The sequence below is a fragment of the Acinetobacter sp. YH16032 genome (genome assembly GCF_013417345.1).
In the GTDB taxonomy this organism is placed as follows: domain Bacteria; phylum Pseudomonadota; class Gammaproteobacteria; order Pseudomonadales; family Moraxellaceae; genus Acinetobacter.
Genome location: NZ_VPEE01000017.1, coordinates 21544 through 42832, shown reverse-complemented (window position 1 = coordinate 42832; position 21289 = coordinate 21544). Strand labels below are relative to the sequence as shown.

The 21289-nt window shown below is 43.9% G+C and carries 21 protein-coding genes and 4 pseudogenes; 20 read left to right on the top strand and 5 right to left on the bottom strand.

Annotated elements, in window-relative coordinates; all coding sequences use genetic code 11:
- Positions 1–5: 5 nt before the first annotated feature.
- The gene (locus FTV32_RS10155) at positions 6–317 is read right to left on the bottom strand and encodes a metalloregulator ArsR/SmtB family transcription factor (protein WP_035268852.1); all 312 of its coding nucleotides are present in this window, start codon (positions 315–317) and stop codon (positions 6–8) included.
- A 125-nt stretch (positions 318–442) separates the two neighbouring features.
- Between FTV32_RS10155 and FTV32_RS10150 the strand changes: the two genes are divergently transcribed.
- From FTV32_RS10150 to FTV32_RS10125, 7 genes are all read left to right on the top strand, one after another.
- A complete protein-coding gene (locus tag FTV32_RS10150) occupies positions 443–859 on the top strand; it encodes a YeeE/YedE family protein (protein WP_035268854.1) in 417 nt (138 codons plus the stop codon).
- A gap of 1 nt (position 860) precedes the next feature.
- On the top strand, positions 861–1277 hold the full coding sequence (locus FTV32_RS10145; protein WP_035268856.1) for a DUF6691 family protein: 417 nt from the start codon (positions 861–863) through the stop codon (positions 1275–1277).
- A 2-nt stretch (positions 1278–1279) separates the two neighbouring features.
- Positions 1280–2152: an MBL fold metallo-hydrolase gene (locus FTV32_RS10140; protein ID WP_180028556.1), complete on the top strand. Its 873-nt coding sequence runs from the start codon at positions 1280–1282 to the stop codon at positions 2150–2152.
- 201 nt (positions 2153–2353) lie between these two features.
- Positions 2354–2773 (top strand): DUF2946 domain-containing protein, encoded by a 420-nt coding sequence (locus FTV32_RS17495; protein ID WP_373683340.1) that lies wholly within the window; start codon positions 2354–2356, stop codon positions 2771–2773.
- A 243-nt stretch (positions 2774–3016) separates the two neighbouring features.
- Entirely contained in the window at positions 3017–4447 is a 1431-nt protein-coding gene (locus tag FTV32_RS10135) for a cytochrome ubiquinol oxidase subunit I (protein ID WP_035268871.1), read from the top strand.
- Positions 4440–5444 carry a cytochrome d ubiquinol oxidase subunit II gene (cydB, locus tag FTV32_RS10130; RefSeq protein ID WP_180028555.1) on the top strand — a complete coding sequence of 335 codons (1005 nt, stop codon included), beginning with the start codon at positions 4440–4442 and terminating at the stop codon, positions 5442–5444. The genes FTV32_RS10135 and cydB overlap by 8 nt, the downstream gene beginning before the upstream one ends.
- Before the next feature lie 11 nt (positions 5445–5455).
- A complete protein-coding gene (locus FTV32_RS10125; protein WP_081403287.1) occupies positions 5456–5572 on the top strand; it encodes a DUF2474 family protein in 117 nt (38 codons plus the stop codon).
- A 619-nt stretch (positions 5573–6191) separates the two neighbouring features.
- On the opposite strand, the gene FTV32_RS10120 is transcribed toward FTV32_RS10125, so the two are convergent.
- Positions 6192–7316 (bottom strand): Fic family protein, encoded by a 1125-nt coding sequence (locus tag FTV32_RS10120; RefSeq protein ID WP_035268891.1) that lies wholly within the window; start codon positions 7314–7316, stop codon positions 6192–6194.
- A 216-nt stretch (positions 7317–7532) separates the two neighbouring features.
- On the opposite strand from FTV32_RS10120, the pseudogene FTV32_RS10115 reads away from it, so the two are divergent.
- From FTV32_RS10115 to FTV32_RS10100, 4 genes and pseudogenes are all read left to right on the top strand, one after another.
- Positions 7533–7718, top strand: a pseudogene (locus tag FTV32_RS10115) (transposase); the annotation flags it as partial.
- A gap of 70 nt (positions 7719–7788) precedes the next feature.
- A pseudogene (locus FTV32_RS10110) lies at positions 7789–8878 on the top strand (IS4 family transposase).
- Between the two features lie 18 nt (positions 8879–8896).
- A pseudogene (locus tag FTV32_RS10105) lies at positions 8897–9065 on the top strand (hydroxyisourate hydrolase); the annotation flags it as partial.
- A 151-nt stretch (positions 9066–9216) separates the two neighbouring features.
- The gene (locus tag FTV32_RS10100; protein ID WP_004976999.1) at positions 9217–9471 is read left to right on the top strand and encodes a TIGR03643 family protein; all 255 of its coding nucleotides are present in this window, start codon (positions 9217–9219) and stop codon (positions 9469–9471) included.
- Here the strand turns inward: FTV32_RS10100 and FTV32_RS10095 are convergent.
- Positions 9468–9587: a DUF2256 domain-containing protein gene (locus tag FTV32_RS10095; protein ID WP_373683342.1), complete on the bottom strand. Its 120-nt coding sequence runs from the start codon at positions 9585–9587 to the stop codon at positions 9468–9470. The two genes, FTV32_RS10100 and FTV32_RS10095, sit on opposite strands and share 4 nt — an antisense overlap.
- 36 nt (positions 9588–9623) lie before the next feature.
- Positions 9624–11147, bottom strand: a complete 1524-nt coding sequence (locus tag FTV32_RS10090; RefSeq protein WP_035269001.1) for a cryptochrome/photolyase family protein — start codon at positions 11145–11147, stop codon at positions 9624–9626.
- 384 nt (positions 11148–11531) lie between these two features.
- Here FTV32_RS10090 and nudC point away from each other — a divergent pair, with 384 nt between their 5' ends.
- The 9 genes and pseudogenes from nudC (at position 11532) to FTV32_RS10045 (ending at position 20595) form a co-directional block, all read left to right on the top strand.
- Complete coding sequence (gene nudC / locus FTV32_RS10085; RefSeq protein ID WP_035269049.1) at positions 11532–12305, top strand: NAD(+) diphosphatase; 774 nt, start codon at positions 11532–11534, stop codon at positions 12303–12305.
- A gap of 120 nt (positions 12306–12425) precedes the next feature.
- The gene (locus FTV32_RS10080) at positions 12426–12974 is read left to right on the top strand and encodes a lipocalin family protein (RefSeq protein ID WP_035269004.1); all 549 of its coding nucleotides are present in this window, start codon (positions 12426–12428) and stop codon (positions 12972–12974) included.
- Between the two features lie 132 nt (positions 12975–13106).
- Positions 13107–14093 carry an acyl-CoA desaturase gene (locus FTV32_RS10075; protein ID WP_035269012.1) on the top strand — a complete coding sequence of 329 codons (987 nt, stop codon included), beginning with the start codon at positions 13107–13109 and terminating at the stop codon, positions 14091–14093.
- Positions 14090–15364, top strand: a complete 1275-nt coding sequence (locus FTV32_RS10070; RefSeq protein WP_035269014.1) for an NAD(P)/FAD-dependent oxidoreductase — start codon at positions 14090–14092, stop codon at positions 15362–15364. Before FTV32_RS10075 ends, FTV32_RS10070 begins: the two co-directional genes overlap by 4 nt.
- An 18-nt stretch (positions 15365–15382) precedes the next feature.
- Complete coding sequence (locus FTV32_RS10065; protein WP_035269016.1) at positions 15383–16177, top strand: DUF1365 domain-containing protein; 795 nt, start codon at positions 15383–15385, stop codon at positions 16175–16177.
- Positions 16174–17385: pseudogene (locus FTV32_RS10060) on the top strand (class I SAM-dependent methyltransferase). Before FTV32_RS10065 ends, FTV32_RS10060 begins: the two are co-directional and overlap by 4 nt.
- A gap of 10 nt (positions 17386–17395) precedes the next feature.
- Positions 17396–18175 (top strand): DUF1295 domain-containing protein, encoded by a 780-nt coding sequence (locus FTV32_RS10055; RefSeq protein WP_035269019.1) that lies wholly within the window; start codon positions 17396–17398, stop codon positions 18173–18175.
- An 8-nt stretch (positions 18176–18183) separates the two neighbouring features.
- Positions 18184–19233 carry a cyclopropane-fatty-acyl-phospholipid synthase family protein gene (locus FTV32_RS10050; RefSeq protein ID WP_180028554.1) on the top strand — a complete coding sequence of 350 codons (1050 nt, stop codon included), beginning with the start codon at positions 18184–18186 and terminating at the stop codon, positions 19231–19233.
- Positions 19234–19272: 39 nt separating this feature from the next.
- Positions 19273–20595, top strand: coding sequence for a HAMP domain-containing sensor histidine kinase (locus FTV32_RS10045; protein ID WP_035269052.1), 1323 nt, complete (start codon positions 19273–19275; stop codon positions 20593–20595).
- Here the strand turns inward: FTV32_RS10045 and FTV32_RS10040 are convergent.
- Positions 20592–21284, bottom strand: a complete 693-nt coding sequence (locus FTV32_RS10040; RefSeq protein ID WP_035269024.1) for a response regulator transcription factor — start codon at positions 21282–21284, stop codon at positions 20592–20594. The genes FTV32_RS10045 and FTV32_RS10040 overlap by 4 nt on opposite strands.
- Between the last annotated feature and the right edge of the window lie 5 nt (positions 21285–21289).

Below are 21289 nucleotides of genomic sequence, written 5' to 3'. Positions count from 1 at the left end.
AATGTTTATTCCTGACAGTACAATTGATACAGCGTTTGCATAATGCCCAGCACTTTAGGGTCTGCTAATTGATAATAAATTTGTTTGCCTTCGCGACGTGTCGAGACAATTTTATTGTTCCGTAAAACGGTCAATTGTTGTGACAGAGTCGGCTGATGAATATCGGTACATTCCTCAATTTGCTGAACATTCAATTCGCCATGGATCAATACACATAAAATTTTTAATCGGTCAGGATTCGATAACACTTTCAAGCAATTGGAAACGGTATCGACCTGCGTAAATTCAATTTTTAAGTTATCGATTGTGATGTTCATAACGTCTAACCTGAATGAGAAAAAGCAAAGGGAGAAAAGTATGTCGAGATAATAACATAAAATGACTTGATTAATATACAAACTTATATAATATAAGTTTAAATATTATTTATGGCGCGTTAACTATGCATGATTTTGTAATAGCGTTTCTTGGCGGTACCCTGTTAGGCATTGCAGTAGTAGGGTATCTGTATGTGAATGGTCGTATTGCAGGCATCAGTGGTTTGATTGCGCAGGTACTGAATCCACAGACGATTTTTAAAACGCCTGCAGTGTGGTTTCTTTTAGGCTTGATCATCACGCCATTTATTTATGGTCTTTTTGTACAACCAGAGATTATCGTGTCTGCTAGCCCAATAATGATGATTATTGCTGGTTTACTGGTGGGTTTTGGTACCCGCTTAGGTTCAGGTTGTACCAGTGGTCACGGTATTTGTGGGATCAGCCGATTATCTAAACGTTCCATCATTGCCACCATGACTTTTATGTTCGCAGGCTTTGTGACTGTATATATCGTTCGTCACTTGATTGGAGCATTCTAAAATGAAAAACGTTTTGGCTTTTGTATTTGGTTCGCTCTTTTCAGTGGGCTTGATGTTCTCAGGTATGTCTAATCCGCAAAAAGTCATCGACTTTTTAGATCTATTCGGCAACTGGGACGCGAGTCTTGCTTTTGTCATGATGGGCGCAATTACAGTGGCATTTATACCATTCCAAAAAGCGTTGCGTAGTAGTGCGCCAACCACAGTATTTAATCAACCGATTGATTTACCACGTAACAATAAAATTGATGTAAAACTGATTACAGGTGCGTTAATGTTTGGTGCAGGCTGGGGTATTGCTGGTGTTTGCCCAGCACCAAGTTTCACTTTAATTGGTTTAGGGCATTATCAAGTGCTGTATTTTATTGTTGCCATGCTTGCAGGTGTATTGATTCACCGTAAATGGTCAGGAGCTTAACCATGCAACGCCCGATTGTTCAGGATTTTTTTGACCAAGCGACTAATACCTTTAGTTATGTGGTGACTGATCCAGCGACCAAGCTCTGTGCCATCATTGACAGTGTCTTGGACTATGATGCGTCTTCTGCAACCACCTCAACGACCCATGCTGATCAAATCATTGCGTATGTTAAAGCACAAGATTTGCAAGTGGAATGGATTTTAGAAACCCATGTACATGCCGATCATTTGACTGCCGCGCAGTATTTAAAGTCGGTATTGGGTGGCAAAATTGCCATGAGTCATCATATTGCGTTGGTACAAGAGACCTTTAGTGCCATTTATAACCTAGACATCAAGCAGTTTAATGCTCAGCAACAATTTGATTATTTATTTGATGATCATGAATATTTTCATATTGGTGAGCTCGAGGCATATAACATCCCAACACCGGGGCATACGCCGGCATGTTTAAGTTATGTCGTGGGTGACGCCGTGTTTGTCGGTGATACTTTGTTTATGCCGGACTATGGTACCGCACGTTGTGATTTCCCACGGGGTAGTGCAGACACCTTGTTTGATTCGGTGCAAACCCTGTATCAATTGCCAGAAACGACTCGCGTATTTTTGTGTCATGATTATTTGCCAAAGACGCGTGATGAATATCACTGCCAAACCGATATTCAAACCCAAAAACAGCACAATATTCATATTCATGAAGGTACCACTAAGGCTGAATTTGTTCAGATGCGTAATCAGCGCGATGCTACCTTGAGTATGCCCAAATTGATTTTGCCTTCGATTCAAATCAATATGCTTGCAGGGCATTTTCCTGAGCCTGAAGCAAATGGCGTGTCTTATCTGAAGTTGCCATTGAATTTCTTTAAAGCATAAATAATTGTAACTACAATTATTTATGCGCAGATTACATCTTTATCTTAAATATTCATATTTATATCTTTAAAGTGAATATTCACTTTAAAGATCGTATTTTTTTAGCTATATTAGTTCTATAAAGCTGACTTGAGCCCTCGGATTTCAAGCCAGCATTGCTTTTCTAAGCATATTGCTTGTGTTGGTATACGTTGAGAGAATATGTTGCTCAGACAGAGTGGACTGTGTCTTGCAATTGCGACCTTACTTTTGCAAATCGTAGTATATTTACAACCACTATTACCCGAAGAATTTCAAATTGTTCCGGTGTGTCTGTCTATTACACATAATTTATTGTCCCCAGAAAAACACCAACACATTCACCAGACCTATCATGAACTAGTGCATCATCTGACTCACGATCATCATGAGCACGATGATCATAATTGGCAAAACCACCAATGCCAGTACTGTAAAGTCTATGGTGATGTGGTCCTTCCTTTTGATTTTAATCTGCACGAAATTATCGATAGAATTCAGGTTCGATTGACGTCTTATCAAGACGCTTTTCGGCATGTCTATTTTTCGCTGAAAAGGCTTTATCTACTGCCCCAAGGGCGAGCCCCACCTTTAACACTTTAGAACTGGTTTTGTATGGAAGTTTTTAATCGAACTTCATAGATTAACGTTATATAGTGTAATCACATGAATTTAATTTTTTTGTTGTCTGTTGACCGCAGACTGAATACGTTCGTCTGTCGAAAAAGCGTAGAGATACAGTTTACTGACAGAGCTCAACAGGCTTGCGACAGTGTAAACAAGTCTTCGGTTCTAGACTTAAGTTTGAACCGCAATCACCACACAATTTCACAATAAGGTGACGACATGAATTTAGGTTTAACAGCGCTCGAATTGGCGCGGATTCAATTCGCTTTTACAGTTTCGTTTCATATTATTTTTCCTGCCATTTCCATTGGACTTGCAAGCTTTCTTGCTGTTCTAGAGTGGCGATGGCTAAGAACCAATGACCCTCTGTACCGAGATTTATTCCAATTTTGGATCAAGATTTTTGCATTATCGTTCGGGATGGGCGTGGTCTCTGGCGTAGTAATGAGCTACCAATTTGGCACCAACTGGAGTGAATTTTCCCGTATTGCCGGGAGTGTTACAGGGCCTTTACTTAGTTATGAAGTGCTCAGTGCATTCTTCTTAGAAGCTGGCTTTTTGGGCATCATGTTGTTTGGTTGGGGGCGGGTCGGACCCAAAACCCATTTCTTTGCTACCCTCATGGTGGCCATCGGCACCTGCATTTCCATGTTTTGGATTTTGTCGTCCAACAGTTGGATGCAAACCCCACAAGGCTTCACCTTTGAAAATGGCATTATCGTGCCGCAAGATTGGTTTGAAATTGTCTTTAACCCGTCCTTTCCATACCGTTTAGCGCATATGGCATTGGCAGCTTTCTTGGTTTCAGGTCTATTGGTTGCTGCCACTGCAGCTTGGCATTTACTCAAAGGTCGTCGTGATGCCTTGGTAAAAAAATCATTTTCCATGGCCATGTGGATGATCTTAGCGCTTGCGCCACTGCAAATGTTTGTCGGTGATTTACATGGTCTAAATACCTTAGAACATCAACCTGCCAAATTGGCTGCGATTGAAGGGCATTGGGAAACCAATAAAGATCATGGCATGCCGTTATATTTATTTGGTATTCCGGATATGGAAGCTGAAGAAACCAAGTATGCAATTGGGATTCCGAATCTTGGTAGTCTTATCATGACGCACACGCTAGATGGTGAGGTGAAAGGCTTAAAAGAATTTGCCCCTGAAGATCGACCAAACTCGCTCGTGGTGTTTTGGAGCTTCCGCATCATGGTGGGTATGGGGGTCTTGATGATTCTGCTTGCGCTAATGGGTGCATGGTTACGTAAAACTGGGAAATTTTATGAGTCGAAATGGCTACACAAATTTGCCTTATGTATGGGACCTTCAGGCTTTATTGCCTTACTTGCGGGATGGTTTACCACAGAAGTCGGTCGTCAGCCGTGGATTATCTATGGTGTGATGCGTACTAAAGATGCCTTGTCACCGGTATCGGCAGAACAAGTCGGTTTAACCTTAATTATCTTTGTGATTGTGTATTGCATTGTGTTTGGCATTGGGATTTATTACATGCTGAAAATGATGGGCAAAGGACCACAGTTTATTCATTCTCAAGCACATAGTGATGGGGAAGTGATTCGTGCGTCGAATCGTCCAATGAGTACCATTGATGAAGACTTAGATGCAGCCCCGCAGGAGAAAAACCATGATTGATTTATCCTTAATTTGGGTGGTGATCATTGCCGTTGGGGTGCTAATTTATGTGGTGCTCGATGGTTTCGACTTAGGGATTGGCATCTTATTTCCTTTGGTGAAAGACCGCCAAGAGCGTGATGTGATGATGAATACCGTCGCACCGGTTTGGGATGGGAATGAAACGTGGATGGTCTTAGGTGGCGCAGGCTTATTTGCCGCTTTTCCATTGGTGTATTCGACTGTGCTCTCTGCGCTATATATGCCGATTATCTTAATGGTCATTTCGCTGATTTTCCGTGGAGTGGCATTTGAGTTTCGCTTTAAAGCCAATCGAACTAAACACTTATGGGATCAGGCCTTTATTTGGGGTTCCATCCTCGCTTCATTTTTCCAAGGCATGATTTTAGGGGCATATATTCAAGGCATTGAAACCACCAATGGTATTTATAGTGGTGGTGGATTAGATTGGTTGACCCCATTTTCAATGTTTACCGGCATTGCGGTGGTGGTGCTGTATGCTACTTTGGGCTGTGGTTGGTTGATTTTTAAAACCGATGCACGGGTACAAGAGCATATGTTTAGCCTCATGCCAAAACTGATTATTGCCTTATTAGTGATCTTTGGTGCGGTCAGTATTTATACCCCAATGGTACATGCAGACATTGCTAGTCGTTGGTTTAGCTTGCCTCAACTGTATTATTTTAGCCCTGTGCCGATTTTAGTGTTGGTGTTTACGGTATTGGCATTACGTGCCTGTAAACGACGTCAGGAGTTTGCACCATTTATTTATACCTTAGCCTTGGTGCTGTTGGCTTATACAGGGTTCCTCATCAGTCTATGGCCAAATATCATTCCACCGTCTGTCACGATTTGGCAGGCTGCTGCACCACAAAGTAGTCAGCTATTTGCCTTGATTGGGACATTGGTATTGATCCCGATTATCTTGTTCTATACCGCACTATCGTATTGGGTGTTTCGCGATAAAGTCCGTGTCGGCGATGATGGCTATCATTAAGGAGAATCATCATGAAGCTCAATCAAGCAGGGTGGTTTATTGTGCTATGGCTGGGTGGCGTACTCAGTCTAGCCATTGTTGCAGGTTTTTTTAGACTGCTGATTCAATGGGCATATGAGTTAAATTAAAATGATTTCAAATCCATCATCTTGTCGATCAAGGTGATGGATTTTTTAATTTTTATAATATAGTTGTCTTACATAAATACTTTTTAAAGTTGCCACGGAATTTCCACCAACAGTTATGCCTTCTAAAATGATTTTGGTATCCAGTATTGTAAGAGCATTACTTTCGATTATATTTGAGTGGTATGTCTAACGAACACTAAGAGTTTCTTGTAGATTTTTGACAATCTTAGGGGGGGAGAGGATGATACTAATCTAATTTTTTTAAGCATCAATATTTTTAAACATACCTTTATGCCTACAGCTGTATTCTCAAATGATACTTGAAAAACAGAAATATAAAAAAGTAATGCTATGATTTTTCATTTTATATTCAATTTACATGCGTTAATCTCAGTACGCAAGTTCAAATCCTAAAGCTACTTTGAATAAAATTAATTTTAGGATTCAATACACTAAATCTAATTTGGGTAAAAATTGGGTATATAATTCTATATTATAAATTAATATTTGAAATCAATGGTTTAAAATGTGAGTTCAATTGACGCCATCTCAGATTTTTTTGTAAGGCATATGAATCTCGTTAAAACTTGGCAATGGGGTTCACCGGATGCTTACATATTTAATTCAATGAAGCATGAATTTGATATCTGGTATTGCGCCCACCACCTTCTAATTTCACAATACAGCCTTTTTCTAATAAATCAGTAAGATGGCGAGTGGCTGTAGCTTTACTGACTTTCGCAACTTTTTGATATTGTGCTGCACTGATACCATCTTCAAAGCCATTTTCACCACCATCTAGCAGTCTGTTTAAGACTTTACGTTGTCCTTCATGGAAGTCAATTTCAGAGTATTTTTTCCAAAAATTACTTTTAAAAAGTGTTCTGTTAATACGTTTTAAAGTTTGCTCTAGACTTTCATTAAGAGCTTCTAAAAACCAAAATAGCCATTCAGTGATATTAGAATCACCTTTTTGCGTGGCTTCAAGTACCTCGTAATAGCTTTTTCGCTTATTCAAAATAACAGGTGACATTGCGTATAATCGGATACTTTGTTGATCCATTTGCGCTAAGGCAAGGTCGGTTAGTGTTCGTGTTATACGTCCGTTACCATCGTCAAAAGGATGGAGAGTTACGAACCACAGATGAGTAATACCTGCTCGAATAATTGGATCAAGCAAATGATTGGATTTACTTGCATTAAACCATTCAATAAATTCATTAAGTCGCTGCTCTAGCCCAATTCGTGGTGGGGCTTCAAAATGTACAGTTGGATACTCAATACGACCAGAAACCACTTGCATTGGCTCATGTCCACGTAGCTGACCAACACGAATCCGTTGCATTGTCCAATCAGTTTCATTAAAGAGCCATTGGTGCCACTGGAATAATCTTTCAATCGTCAAATCTTGGTTAAAGTTATTCAGTGCATCGAACATAATATCTGCCAATCCATCAGAACGTTCAGAGCTTGGATAAGGCTGTTCTAGAGATACACCTAAGCGTTTTGCTAAAGACGATCGTAATGAGTAGACATTGAGAGTCTCATTTTCAATAGCAGAAGAAGAAACAAGATTGGCAATTAAGTTATCCAATGTTAAGTGTTCTTTTTCAGGATTATGTTGACTTTGCCCGAGTAAAATACCGACCTTTTGATGGATGTGTCTCGTTAGAGGTAGGATCTTATAGTCATCCCATGTGAAGGCTGTCCAGTTAACTTGTTTCCATATCCAATCACCATACATAATGATTACTCTTCTAGTTAAATAATGTGATGAGAATATAGTGTATATTCGGCTCAAATTTTGAGTCAAATAATTATGATAAACAGCTCATTTTGATTTATGATGGATACATAAAATTGATTCAGTAATTATCAGTTACAGTATAATCTTTCAGTTTCAATTGGCTTTGTTGCACGAACCTATCGCTAAGGGCTTATTCCACAATATAATTTTCAAATGAATAAGCCCACACCTAAAATTTACCGTGCTCTCAATTGGTCTACATACAACCGCGCACTTATTAATCGTGGAAATATTGCCATTTGGTTTGATTCAAAAACTCAGTAGTATGCACAAGCAAAGGGCAAGCAAGGTCGAAATCAAACTTATTCTGATGTAGCAATCCAATGTTGCCTAATGATTCTTTGTACACGACAAAAAAGATAACTCATTGAAATAATGGCATAATACTTGTTTTCTGACGACGAATATGATGACAAATTTCAATGAGTTATATCTCATCTTAAACAAATATCTAAAGTGGAACAAGTCACATGTAAAATGTTTTACAATGATTATGCTTGCATTAATTGTAAAACAGACATGTAATCTTTCTTCTGCATCTAAAGCCTTACCCATCAAGTGCTTACCACAATCATTTTATCGACGTATACAACGCTTCTTTGCAGATCAGTATTTCGATTATCGTCAAATTTCTCAGTTAATTTTCAATATATTTTCATTCGACAAAGTGCAACTGACTTTAGATAGAACCAATTGGAAATGGGGAAAACGAAATATTAATATCCTGATGCTTGCGATCGTTTATCGTGGAATAGCGATACCTATCGTTTGGACATTGCTTAATAAACGTGGAAATTCAGATACGAAAGAGCGGATTGCTTTGATTCAACGCTTTATATCCATTTTTGGTAAAGACCGTATTGTGAATGTGTTCGCAGACAGAGAGTTTATCGGTGAGCAGTGGTTTACATGGTTAATTGAACAAGACATCAACTTCTGCATTCGTGTTAAAAAACTTCATTGTCACCAATCATTTAGGGAAGAATCATAAAATTAGTGATTTATTTCGCCATCTTCAACTTGGTCAAATTGAATGTCGTAAACGACGGATTTTGGTTGGTCGGGTGAAACTATATATGAGTGCACTACAGTTAGAAAATGGAGAGCTTTTACTCGTCGTTTCTCCTCAGTTTAATGCCAATGCTATTCAGGATTATGCATTACGCTGGGAAATTGAAACCTTATTCAGTTGTCTCAAAGGACGAGGATTCAATCTTGAAAATACTCGTTTAACAGACCCTAGACGAGTCAAGAAATTGATAGCAGTGCTAGCTATCAGTTTCTGTTGGTGCTAATTCACAGGTGAATGGCAACATGATCGGAAAAAAGCGATAAAAATAAAGAAGCATGGACGACTCTCAATGAGTTTATTTCGCTACGATTTGGACTATGTTCAAATGGCTATTCTACGTTTGATTGGTTTTGGAAAAAAAGAAGAGTTTAAGGAAATTCTGGCAATTTTAAGAAGGCAGATGCCTGATAGGATAAGAGTTCTGTGAAATTTGTCGTGTACAGAGAAAGTTACTTTTAAAACTGAGGACTGGTTTAAAAAAATAAGCAAGATACTTTCTTTCCTGAAGTTCCTGTAATTTTAAGGTAGATGGAAGTGTCAGCCATTATCATATTCCTCTACTTTTAAGTCCTTATGGATATTCGACTTATAGAGTAGAGGTAACTAAGACTTAACAGGGCTAGTTTAACTAGCCCTTTTATTCGTGCTGAGTCCGTAAACTAGAGAAAAATCACAAAAAATTCATGATTGTACTGTTATTCTTTTAGTCAAATTAAAGTCGATAAAGCTTATTGACGCTTCATGATGATTAAAAACGAGAATAGTATGAATCAATTTTCTGAAGAAGACTTATCCAGAATTATAGAAATGGCTTGGGAAGATCGAACTCCTTTTGAAGCTATTTTATGTGAGTATGGTTTAAATGAAGCGGCGGTGATCCGCTTGATGCGGCAAAATATGAAAGCATCGAGTTTTAAAATGTGGCGTGAACGCGTCACCGGCCGAAAAACTAAACATCTGCAACTGCGTTCACCCGACGTGATACGGGCCTATTGTTCACGGCAATACAAGCGTTTCTAAGCGTTTGATTTTGACCGCTGTCTGGACTCACGTTTACATCGTTCAGAACAGTATCTGACTTCCTCCCAGCAGCGTTGCCATTTTTTGCGCCAAGTAAAAGGATGCAAACAGTGCATACAGATTTTTTCAGGAAGATGCTGTTTTTTCATGGTTTATAACTCATCAATCCGGCTAAGAAGTTGCTGGGCATGGCTGATAATCTGCGGCCGATCTTTAAGCTTGTCCAGCTGTCGATAGATCATGCCCATACGTGGATGAGTACGGAATGTCGCTTCATGCCGGATCATGAAATACCAGTACAGGCTGTTGAAAGGACAGCTGTCCGGTTCGGTACGGGTTTTGACATTGTAGCTACAGTGCTTGCAGTAATCCGACATCTTATGGATATAATTGCCCGAAGCCCCATAGGGTTTGCTGGCCATCAATCCGCCATCGGCATGCATCACCATGCCCAAGGTGTTCGGTAGTTCTACCCATTCATAGGCGTCGGCATAGACTGCTAGATACCACTCGCTGATCTGCTGGGAGTCTATACCAGTTAACAGGGCAAAATTGCCGGTCACCATCAGACGCTGGATATGATGCGCATAGGCATGCTGAAAGGTATTGCGGAAACACTCCACCATACAGTTCATCCGGGTATGGCCGGTCCAGTAAAATTGCGGCAGCGGAGTTGAGTGCTGCAGGGCATTGCGGCTGGCATATTCCGGCATGTACAGCCAGTAAATCCCGCGGACATATTCGCGCCAGCCGAGAATCTGCCGGATAAAACCTTCGACTGCATTTAACGGTGCATGACCGGCATGGTAGACCGCTTCTGCCGCATCACAGACTTCTCGGGGCAGCAGCAAGCCACAGTTCAAATAGGGTGAGAGCAGGCTGTGAAACAGTGTGTCTGCTCCCTGCACCATAGCATCCTGATAATCGCCAAAATGCGGCAAACTGTAGGTAATGAAATGCTCCAATGCACGCAGGGCATTGCTGCGCGTGGTGGCCCAGCGGAAATCGTCAAGGCTGCCGGGGTGATGGGAAAACTCGCGTTCAACCAGTTCCAGTACATCCATATCAATCTGATCGCGTTCAAAGTGCAGTTGTGCGGTCAATGGCGGACTGCCTGACCAGGCCTTGCGATTGGCACTGTCATAGTTCCATTGCTGTCCAAGCGGCTGCTGTCCCTGCATTAAATAGCCGGTCTGCTTACGCATTTCCCGATAAAAATACTCCATACGCAGTGTCTGGTAACGGCTGGCCCAGTGCCGGAACTGCTCCGGACTGCAGAAAAAACGCTCGTCATTCAGACACTGTATCGGCAGTTGCAGATGCTGGCTCCACTGCTGTTCAATTTGCTGCTGCAAACGGTATTCTCCGCATTGGGTCATGACCAGTTCTGTGACGGGGAACTGCTGTTGCTGTGCCTGCACAAAATCCAGCAGGCTACGAATCGGACTGCCGGATTGAAAATCATGATAACGTACACGCCAGCCTTCTGCTTTGAGTTCTTTGGCAAAATGACGCATGGCGCTAAAAATCAGGGCAATTTTCTGCGGATGATGGGTGACATAAGTGGCTTCCTCAACAACTTCGGCCATCAGGATCACATCCCGGGTACGGTCCAGTGTCTTGAGTGTAGCAAGCTGATGATGAAGCTGATCACCCAGAATTAAACCGAAACGCATAGCTATTCCAGACCCAATGAAAGATAGCGCAGTGTAAATTCAGAGAGTTCAATTTTTTGTGAAAATAAAGATCAACCCGTATGTTGAATCAATTCAACTCGACCACATGATCCTCTGACATCGCATAGGAATCATAATTGCTGCAATAAAAGACTGTTCATCTCTACAATGCTAAAGCCAGTTGATGAAACTTACTTTGCATGATTTCTGAATTCATAATTGGTGTGAAAATTATGTGATTTTAATCAAAAAGATACAAATTATTATGCTTGTAATTCAGGCAGCGTGCGCCTAGTATCTTCCATGAAGTTACTCCATGTAAGCTTCCTTAGTTTTGTCCCATACACCCCTCTGTATGGGATTTTTTTTAATCCGGGGATTGTAATGAGCATGCATTCAAAAGCATATATTTTTAGACAGCAGCAATTGCTGGTGGATGATCATTTCCAGTTGCCGCAAGTGGAAAGACTGCAGCACGACCTGGACCTCTCTGAAAATGGCCAGGTCATTGCACGGGATCTAAAAGAAGATGAACCAGTACCCGAGGGTTATCAACTAATCCCGATTCGGCAACTGGTGCAGGTCTGGAGCAGGCCGCAGTTTGAACAGGCCAGCCGTGCCGTACAGTTACTGGAGTGGCGCCGTAATCACTGCTTTTGCAGCAAATGTGGCCATGCCACCCAGCAGCACGCCAGCCATTATGCCATGGTCTGTCCATCCTGTGGCTATAACCAGTATCCCCGGGTGAATCCCTGTGTGATTACCATCATTACCCGGGGTACAGATGAAATTCTGCTGGCAAAAAATGCCCGCAATAAAACTCAGATGTACAGCCTGATTGCAGGATTTGTTGAAGTCGGCGAAACCTTGGAGGAGGCAGTACGCCGTGAAACGCTGGAAGAAGTCGGGTTACAGATCAAGAATATTCAATATCTGGCCAGCCAACCGTGGCCGTTTCCCAGCAACCTGATGATGGCCTTCAGGGCAGAGTATCACTCGGGTGAGATTCAGATTCAGGAAGATGAACTGAGCGACGCGCAATTTTTCAAGTTTGATCAGTTACCTGAGATTCCCTTCAAGGGCAGTATTGCCTATGCCATGATTCAGCATGTGATGCATGGTACCCCTGTGGCAGATGACAGCAAAGAATGGCTTTAACCCGGAAGCCAGTCTAGGGCTTTTTTAGCAGCACTCCTCCTGAATCACATCATTTCGTCTTCACGCTTTGTTCACATGCTGTTGAGTTATCTTAAGCCTAGAATCAAACAAGGCTTAAAAATGAAGATGCTATTCAAGTCTGTTTTTGCAGCGACAACGCTGGCGATAATCAGCTTAAACTTTACTACACAAGCAGAAACGGTTGCGCCTCAGGCAGTCGACCAGGTCGATATCCAAAAGTATGCGGGAAAGTGGTATGAAATCGCGCATTTACCGATGTATTTTCAGCGTAACTGCGTATCGGATATCTCGGCACAATATAGCGTCAATGCTGACCAGACTATGGGGGTATTAAATAGCTGCCGTATTGCCAATGGCGAGATGATCAGCTCTGAAGGTATTGCCTATCCACAAAATGAAGGGAACAGCAAACTCAAGGTCAGCTTCTTACCCCCAGGTTTGCGCTGGATGCCTTTTACCAAAGGTCATTATTGGGTGTTAAGAGTTGACCCGGAATATAAAGTGGCGCTAGTAGGTGGACCAAGCAGTAAATACCTGTGGATTTTGTCGCGTGAACCGCAACTGGATGAAGCCACCTACCAGTCGTATCTGGAGACTGCGAAACACTATGGTTACGACATCACAAAGTTAATCAAATTACCGCATTAATCTGCTACCCTTTGGCCGAACTGCCTAGACTCTTACAGTTCGGCTTTTTTTTCACTTCACAGAAAATTCATATCTGACTGATTAGACACATCAAATAGAATAAAGACAGTCACTTAAAATTAGGATGAGTCCATGTTGAAAAGTCTGATACGATGGATAGATAGCTGGTCTACAACCTCACAGCCTGAAACACTGACGGCTGAAAACAGCAAGATTCAGTGGGTCCGTATTTTTCCCTTTATTTTGCTGCATCTGGCCTGTCTCGCCGTGTTCTGGGTGGGTGTGTCATGGTTTGCACTGGGCTTTATGCTGCTGTTCTACCTGATCCGCATGTTTTCCATCACGGCTTTTTTTCATCGCTATCTGTCGCATAAAACTTTTCAGACCTCGCGCCCGGTACAGTTCCTGTTTGTATTACTGGGCACCATGAGTGCGCAGCGTGGTCCGCTCTGGTGGGCAGCTCATCACCGTTATCACCACCGCTATACCGATACCTTGCAAGACCCGCATTCATCCACGCATGGTTTTTGGTATAGCCATGTCGGCTGGTTTCTGAATGAATATAATTTTGCTACGCGTAAAGAGGTGATCAAGGACTGGCTGAAATATCCGGAACTGATCTGGCTGGACCGCTTCAGTTTAATTGTGGTGCTGCTGACCGCGGGAGGAATTTATGCACTCGGGGAGTGGGTGGCCATCACCTGGCCGCAACTTGGTACATCAGGTCTGCAATTGCTAGTGTGGGGCTTTGTCGTGTCTACCGTGTTACTGATCCATGCCACCTTGTGTATCAATTCAGTGGCGCATCATTATGGCAGCCGAGATTTTGACACGGATGATCACAGCCGTAACAATTTATTTCTGTCACTCATCACCTTAGGCGAAGGCTGGCATAACAATCATCACTACTATGCTGGTAGCACCCGACAGGGCTTTTACTGGTGGCAGATTGATGTGACCTATTACCTGCTGAAACTCATGTCCTGGTTCGGACTAGTCTGGGGAATTAAGCCCATTCCGGCACGGATATATGAAGTCAGTAAAATTGCTCAAGTTCGAAAACAGAAAAAATCCGCTACAGCAGGCACTCAAACAATTCAATCGAAGGAATCATCATGAAAATTGCGATTATTGGTTCGGGTATTTCCGGTCTGTATGCCGCCTGGAAACTCAGCAAAGTGCATGACGTGACCGTCTTCGAAAAGAATAACTACTTCGGCGGTCATACCGATACCCATCAGCTCAACATAGACGGTGAACAGGTCGCGGTGGATAGCGGCTTTATTGTGTTTAATGAGCATAACTATCCACTGTTCTGTGCCATGCTGAAAGAACTTGGGATTCAATCACAAAGCAGTGACATGGGCTTTTCGGTGAATAATCAGGTCAGCGGCTTGCAGTACAATCCGTCAAAAAAATTCTCGCTATTGTTTAGACCGCAAAACTTTTTTAAGGCGGATTTTCGCGCGATGTTGTCGGATCTGTTCCGTTTCTATGCGGCGAATAAAGATCTGGATGTCGAGCAGGTTGATGCACAGCTCAGTATTGATGAATATCTGAATCAGCATGGCTATTCCGAAGCCTTCCGTCAGGAACATCTCTATCCGATGTGTGGAGCGCTGTGGTCTTGTCCGGTGGAACAAGCTGGACAGATTCCTTATAAGTTCGTGGTAAGCTTTTTCCAGTACCATCGCATGTTGCAATTGAAAGACCGTCCCTTATGGCTCACGGTCAAGGGGGGATCAGCTCGCTATGTTCGTGCGATTCAGTCCCAGGCGAATATCACCTTCCGCAAAACGGGTGTTCTGAATGTATCCCGGAGTGCCAATGATGTGCTGGTTGAAACGACACAGGGCAGCGAACGTTTTGACTGGGTTGTATTTGCCAGCCATGCTGATGACAGCCTGAAGTTACTAAAAGATCCGTCCGCGCAGGAGCTGGACGTGCTCGGCAATTTCCGCTATCAGGATAACCGCATGGTGGTGCATTCTGATACCAGCATCATGCCCAAATCTCGTCGCCAATGGGCCAGTTGGCATGTGCATGTAACCCCGAGTCAGGCAACTGAACAAACGCCATTTCAGCACAATGGCATTCACTATGGTTTCAGTTACTGGATGAACCAGCTACAAAGCTTGCAATGCAAAACCCAAGTCTTTGCCACCTTGAATCCTAATTTTACCCTGGATCCGAAAAAAGTCTGGGTAGAACGGCATTACCGCCATCCGGTATTTGATGCACCAGCGATTGAGGCACAACAACGCTGGGCCGAAGTTAATGGTCAGAACCGGACCTCATACTGCGGTGCTTATTGGGGCTGGGGCTTTCACGAAGATGGGGCGCGTAGCGCATCACGGGTAGTCGATCAGCTATTGCAACAGACTGAGTAGGTAGCCTAGGAGCACATAATGCAGATGTATCCATTGGCGATTGGCGCTGCCGAAATCCGGCATCGCCGTTACCTGCCCAAAGCCCATGCTTTTGAGAGCCAACTGACCTATCTATGGTTTGATCCGGATCAACTCTCAAGCTTTACCAAAAAATCCTGGCTCTGGTCTTCCAAACACTGGAATTTCCTGACCCTGGATGAACGGGATTTTCTGACCATGGAATGTGGTTCGATTAGGCAGAAGGTGGCACGTCTGCTGATCAAGCGGGAAAACTACCTGTTAGCGCATGCCGCGTCCATCCGGGTCTTGGCTCTGCCGCGTACACTCGGCTTTCGCTTTAATTCTGTGGTGTTTTATCTGGTCTTTGATGGCACCGACCAACTGATCTTTGTGCTGAGCGAAATTACCAATACACCGTGGAATGAACGTCAGGTCTATATCCACGACTGCCGGTACAATGCAACTGAATATACGCCGTACCAGAGTCACCAGTTTGACTTCAAGAAGGCCTTTCATGTGTCGCCATTCATGCCGATGGGGCTGGATTATCGCTGGCGATTCAGCTTTTCGGATCGGCAGAACGTGATTCATATGCAGCTGTTTGAGCAGGGAATCTTGCAATTCGATGCCACCCTGAAATTTTCCTTGCAGGCCATCACGGTTCCTTCACAGCAGCATCGCTATGCTGTACTGAAAGTTCTTGAACCCTTCAGGATGGTCAGCGGAATTTATCTGCACGCCTTTCATTTATGGAAAAAGAAAATTCCGTTTTACCGACATCCTAAAAAAGAAAAAGGAAACACATTGCGATGAAGACACTATTCATGGGAGAGCAAAGCACACTGCCGGTGGTACTGCGCCACCTGCTGAAATTACGTCATGGTCAGCTGATTTTTAAAGGCGCCTGAAACGGGATTGTCGGAGAGAGCAGTGATTTGTATGCCGTGATTCAGGTGCATGATGCTAGGCTGATGGATCTGCTGTTCCGTAGTGGCGTACTCGGTGCTGCTGAAGGTTTTATTCGCGGCTACTGGAGCAGTGAAGATCTGGTTAATGTGATTCGCATTCTGGCACGTAACCGCGATGTGTTGGACCGGATGAACCAGAATGCGCTGGCCAAGGCCAGCCAGTTATTATTAAAGACCTGGTACAAATCCTGCAAAAACTCAATTGATGGCAGCCGTAAAAATATTGCCGAGCATTATGACCTGAGCAATGACTTTTTTAAGCTGTTCCTGGATAGCAGCATGATGTATTCCAGTGCGGTATTTAAAGAACCGGGCATGAGTCTGGAACAGGCCTCCGATTATAAAAAAGAACTGATTTGCCAAAAACTGCAGTTACAACCGATGGATCATTTAGTTGAAATTGGCAGTGGCTGGGGAGGTTTTGCTATTTATGCGGCTCAGCATTATGGCTGCAAGGTCACCACCATTACCATTTCCAAGGCCCAGTATGATGAAGCCGTGGCCCGAATCGCTGCAGCCGGACTGTCACATCGCGTTGATGTACAACTAAAAGATTACCGCCTACTAGAAGGCAAATACGACAAACTGGTGTCGATTGAAATGATCGAGGCGGTAGGTGAGCAGTATTTGCCGACCTATTTTCATAAATGCCGTGAGCTACTAAAACCGAATGGTCTGGCCCTGATCCAGGCCATCACCATTGAAGATGCACGCTATGCCAAAGCCCTGAATACCGTGGACTACATCAAGCGCTATATCTTCCCGGGTAGTTTTATCCCCTGTATCAGTGTCATGACCCAAGCCGCTTCCGAACAGAAACTGCGTCTCAAGCATCTGGAAGATATTGGCCAGAGCTATGCACAAACCCTGAACTGCTGACGTCAGCGTTTTCTGGAGCAGCGTGATCAGGTACTACAACTTGGTTTTGATGAGCGCTTTATCCGCATGTGGGATTTTTATCTGTGTTATTGCGAAGGTGGTTTCAGGGAAGGTGTGATCAGTGATGTGCATCTGTTGTTTGAAGCCAGTGCCCTACTAATCCAAGAAAAATAGGAGGACGGACATGCTACTGAGTTTACTGGTGCTGAATGTTTTTATTATGTTCTGTAGCTGGCTACTGGTGACCTATAACCGAAGAGCAGGCCTAGTCGATGTGGCTTGGAGTTTTAATATTGCGCTCAATGTCATCATTGCGGCCTGGGTCATGGAAACTGCACCACTGCTGGTGCGCATGTTCTTGGGAATCGCGAGTGGCATCTGGTTTTTACGCCTGACTTGGCATCTGTTACGTCGTTATGCCAATGAAACCCAGGAAGATACCCGTTATGCGAATATGCGCCGGGCCATGGGCGATTACCAACATCTTGGTTTTCTGGCCTTTTTCATGTTTCAGGCCGGCCTTGTGGTGTTGTTTTCCTACCCGATGCTGGAGTTACTGAACATTCCAGCCCAGCAGTGGAATGACTGGACCACTCCTACAGTACTTGTGGCGGGCATAATCATGTTGCTGGCACTGATTGGGGAAAGTGTTGCTGACCAGCAACTTTTCCGTTTTAAGCTCAATCCCCACAATACGGGTAAAACTATGGATCGAGGGCTGTGGAAATATTCACGCCATCCGAACTATTTTTTTGAATGGCTGCACTGGTTTGCCTATCCAGTTCTAGGCCTGGCGGCAGGCATCTATGAATTATGGCTATATCCACTGTTGATGTGGCTGTTTCTGTACTACATCACCGGGATTCCCTTTAGTGAACAACAGGCGCTGGCAAATCGCGGCGATAACTATAAAGACTACCAACAACGAACTTCAATGTTTATTCCGTGGCCACCCAAAGAGTAGGTAACTACATGGACTTTATGATTCAACAATCCTTAAAATTGGTCGAAAGCGGCAAACTGCCTGATGCGGTGATCCGTGCTGGTATTCGTACTTTAAGCAAAAAACGCCTGGTACAGGAAGGGCGATTTGATCCTCCATTGGCTGCCCAGCGCTATATGGATGTGCTGAGCATGCTAAAAAGCAGCGAGATTGCCATCGAGACTGACAAAGCCAATGAACAGCACTATGAACTGCCCACCGCATTTTTCCAGGCGGTGCTTGGCAAGCGTCTGAAATACAGCGCTAGCCTGTTTGAACACACTCATACCACGCTGGATCAGGCGGAAGAAGCGGCACTTGCCAGCTATTGCCAGCGTGCACAGTTAAAAGATGGACAGGATATTCTGGAAATTGGCTGTGGCTGGGGATCGTTGAGTCTGTATATGGCCGAGCATTATCCCAAGGCTCACATTACGGTGGTGTCGAATTCCTCGACCCAGCGCCTGTATATTCAGGAACAGGCGCATCTGAAAAAACTGCAGAACCTGACGGTGATCACCTGCGACGTCAATGTGCTGCAACTGGAACCCGCGTCCTTTGACCGCGTGGTTTCGGTGGAAATGTTTGAACATGTGCGCAACTACCAGAAACTGTTTGAAAATATCAGCAGCTGGCTGAAAGCGGATGGTCTGCTCTGGTGCCATATTTTCTGTCACCGTTTCCTGCATTATCCGTTTGAAGTGAAAAATGAATTCGACTGGATGTCGCAATATTTCTTTAGTGGCGGACTGATGCCGGCAGCGTCGACCTTTCTACATTTCCAGCAGCATTTGCAATTAGAGCAGCACTGGCAATGGGCGGGTACGCAGTATGAACGTACCGCAAATGCTTGGCTAGAAAATATGGATGCTAAACAGGCCGAGCTAAAGCCCTTGTTTGAAAAAACTTATGGCGCGGATGCCGCAATCTGGTGGCAACGCTGGCGGATTTTCTTTATGGCCTGTGCCGAGCTGTTCGGTTATGAGCATGGACGCGAGTGGGTGATCGGTCACTTTCTGTTTAAAAAGAAAACCGTATAATTGAATGGCGAATCGGATGGGCCAGCGGGGAATGCACCAATGTTAAAGCTGTTCAGGGACAAACACGATCATCCTCTGGGTGAGGTATTTAACCACTATTACTGGCTGCAAATCGGATTCATTGCCTTGTCTGTGGTGATTGGGATTGGCTTCAGTGCCTGGGTGATTAAAGGTTCTTTGCTCAGAACGGCGCTAGAACAGGAAATGTCACACTACTGGCAGCGATTAGAACGTAATCCTGCCGCAGAATTGCCCGATACCAAAAACCTGTATGGTTACCGCTGGAACACTGTGCCACCCTCCCAATTTAAGAATATGTCACTTGAGCAAGGGGTGAATCGGCATTTTGTCGATGGCAAGGAGCGCATGACCGTGTATGGTGAAAAAGACGGACAGCATGTCCTGTTGGTCTTTGGCGAAAGCAACGTCAACAAGCTGGTATGGCTGTTTGGTCTGGCACCGCTGATGGTCAGCCTGTTTGTGCTATATAGTGTGCTGTGGTGGTGGAACCGTCGGGCCCGGCGCTATTTTTCCCCGATTACCCGTCTGGCCAATGCGCTAGAACATATCGACTGGGAACATCAGAAAAATCAGGCTTCGCCTTTTCAGGACATCCGCACCGACTCTAATCTGGAAGCTGAATACCTCAAGCAGGCGCTGGAAAAATATCATCAGGTATTAAGCGAATTTATTCAGCGTGAGCGTGAATTTACCGGAGATGTTAGCCATGAGCTGCGCACGCCACTGACCATTTTAAAAGGGAATGTGCAGCTGTGTCAGGCACGCTATGGCGACAACAAGTCCTTTACCCGCCTGCATAACACCATTGAAGACATGCAGCTGCTGGTCGATACCTTGCTGGCCATTGCCCGCAATACCACCAATACTTTAACTGCTGAACCGACCATGCTTTCAGAATGTCTGGACAATCTGGTGCAGGATCTGGAAAGTGTCAGTCATAACAAAGGCATGCAGATAGACCTGCAAAAAGACCTCGATGAACAGCCGCGTAAACTTTATCCATCCATGACCAAAATGGTGTTTGGTAATATTCTGCGCAATGCACTGAACTATTCACAGGGCACAGAAATTGATGTGATTCTAGAAAAAAATAAAGTGCTGATTGCTGACAATGGGGTCGGCATGCCTTTACCTAACAATTCTAAGGTTCAGGAACTGTCTGGCCAGCAGCTACAACTGGAAATCAAAGGGCATGGCATTGGATTGCAATTGGTGCAAAAGCTATGCAAACAGCTAGGTTGGCGTGTGGAGCTGTTTGACAGGCAATATTATATTGTCACCCATCAGAATGTTGACCTGGCAATGACCACTGGACTGATTGTCGTTGTGTACCTAAATTAGGCTTCATCTTCGAAAGCAATCTTTAAACCAATCCCGGATATGGTGTGAATCAGCTTTTGTTCAAAGGGTTTATCGACCATTTTGCGTAAATTATAGATATGAGTGCGCAGAGCATCACTTTCTGGCTCTTCGTCACCCCAAAGCTGCATCATAATTTCCTGTTTGGTCAGTACTTTAGGAGAATGTCGCATTAGTAGCTTCAAAAGTTTAAACTGAATTGGAGGCAATTCAATGTTCTGGCCAGCTCGAGTTAGTTGCTGTGTTGCGGGGTCCAAAATTAGGTCATGAATTTGCAGACGACTGTTGGATACTTCACCCAGGGAGCGTTTGATCAGGGCCTTGACCCGAACCACCAGCTCGTTAAAGTCAAAGGGCTTGACCAGATAATCATCCGTGCCGGAATTGAAACCTTTGAGTTTATCATCCAAGGTATCCCGAGCGGTAAGCATCAAGACAGGTAAGTCCAACCCCTCTTCATTGCGTAACCACTCGCACAATTCATAACCAGAACCATCAGGCAAATTAATGTCTAGTAGCAAGATATGGTAGCGTTGCTGTTTCAGTAATTGTCTAGCAGCACTCAGATTGCGGGCATGATCGACCACAAAGCCATGTTCTTCCAGAAACTCGCATAGGGTAGATGCCAGTTCATAATGGTCTTCAACCATCAGGATAAAATGTTTCGACATAGCGG

What these genes read in the sequence shown, in the direction of transcription:
- FTV32_RS10155 (WP_035268852.1), bottom strand. Translation starts at nt 317, where the DNA reads ATGAACATCACAATCGATAACTTAAAAATTGAATTTACGCAGGTCGAT.
- FTV32_RS10150 (WP_035268854.1), top strand. Translation starts at nt 443, where the DNA reads ATGCATGATTTTGTAATAGCGTTTCTTGGCGGTACCCTGTTAGGCATT.
- FTV32_RS10145 (WP_035268856.1), top strand. Translation starts at nt 861, where the DNA reads ATGAAAAACGTTTTGGCTTTTGTATTTGGTTCGCTCTTTTCAGTGGGC.
- FTV32_RS10140 (WP_180028556.1), top strand. Translation starts at nt 1,280, where the DNA reads ATGCAACGCCCGATTGTTCAGGATTTTTTTGACCAAGCGACTAATACC.
- FTV32_RS17495 (WP_373683340.1), top strand. Translation starts at nt 2,354, where the DNA reads ATGTTGCTCAGACAGAGTGGACTGTGTCTTGCAATTGCGACCTTACTT.
- FTV32_RS10135 (WP_035268871.1), top strand. Translation starts at nt 3,017, where the DNA reads ATGAATTTAGGTTTAACAGCGCTCGAATTGGCGCGGATTCAATTCGCT.
- cydB (WP_180028555.1), top strand. Translation starts at nt 4,440, where the DNA reads ATGATTGATTTATCCTTAATTTGGGTGGTGATCATTGCCGTTGGGGTG.
- FTV32_RS10125 (WP_081403287.1), top strand. Translation starts at nt 5,456, where the DNA reads ATGAAGCTCAATCAAGCAGGGTGGTTTATTGTGCTATGGCTGGGTGGC.
- FTV32_RS10120 (WP_035268891.1), bottom strand. Translation starts at nt 7,316, where the DNA reads ATGTATGGTGATTGGATATGGAAACAAGTTAACTGGACAGCCTTCACA.
- FTV32_RS10100 (WP_004976999.1), top strand. Translation starts at nt 9,217, where the DNA reads ATGAATCAATTTTCTGAAGAAGACTTATCCAGAATTATAGAAATGGCT.
- FTV32_RS10095 (WP_373683342.1), bottom strand. Translation starts at nt 9,587, where the DNA reads ATGCACTGTTTGCATCCTTTTACTTGGCGCAAAAAATGGCAACGCTGC.
- FTV32_RS10090 (WP_035269001.1), bottom strand. Translation starts at nt 11,147, where the DNA reads ATGCGTTTCGGTTTAATTCTGGGTGATCAGCTTCATCATCAGCTTGCT.
- nudC (WP_035269049.1), top strand. Translation starts at nt 11,532, where the DNA reads ATGAGCATGCATTCAAAAGCATATATTTTTAGACAGCAGCAATTGCTG.
- FTV32_RS10080 (WP_035269004.1), top strand. Translation starts at nt 12,426, where the DNA reads ATGAAGATGCTATTCAAGTCTGTTTTTGCAGCGACAACGCTGGCGATA.
- FTV32_RS10075 (WP_035269012.1), top strand. Translation starts at nt 13,107, where the DNA reads ATGTTGAAAAGTCTGATACGATGGATAGATAGCTGGTCTACAACCTCA.
- FTV32_RS10070 (WP_035269014.1), top strand. Translation starts at nt 14,090, where the DNA reads ATGAAAATTGCGATTATTGGTTCGGGTATTTCCGGTCTGTATGCCGCC.
- FTV32_RS10065 (WP_035269016.1), top strand. Translation starts at nt 15,383, where the DNA reads ATGCAGATGTATCCATTGGCGATTGGCGCTGCCGAAATCCGGCATCGC.
- FTV32_RS10055 (WP_035269019.1), top strand. Translation starts at nt 17,396, where the DNA reads ATGCTACTGAGTTTACTGGTGCTGAATGTTTTTATTATGTTCTGTAGC.
- FTV32_RS10050 (WP_180028554.1), top strand. Translation starts at nt 18,184, where the DNA reads ATGGACTTTATGATTCAACAATCCTTAAAATTGGTCGAAAGCGGCAAA.
- FTV32_RS10045 (WP_035269052.1), top strand. Translation starts at nt 19,273, where the DNA reads ATGTTAAAGCTGTTCAGGGACAAACACGATCATCCTCTGGGTGAGGTA.
- FTV32_RS10040 (WP_035269024.1), bottom strand. Translation starts at nt 21,284, where the DNA reads ATGTCGAAACATTTTATCCTGATGGTTGAAGACCATTATGAACTGGCA.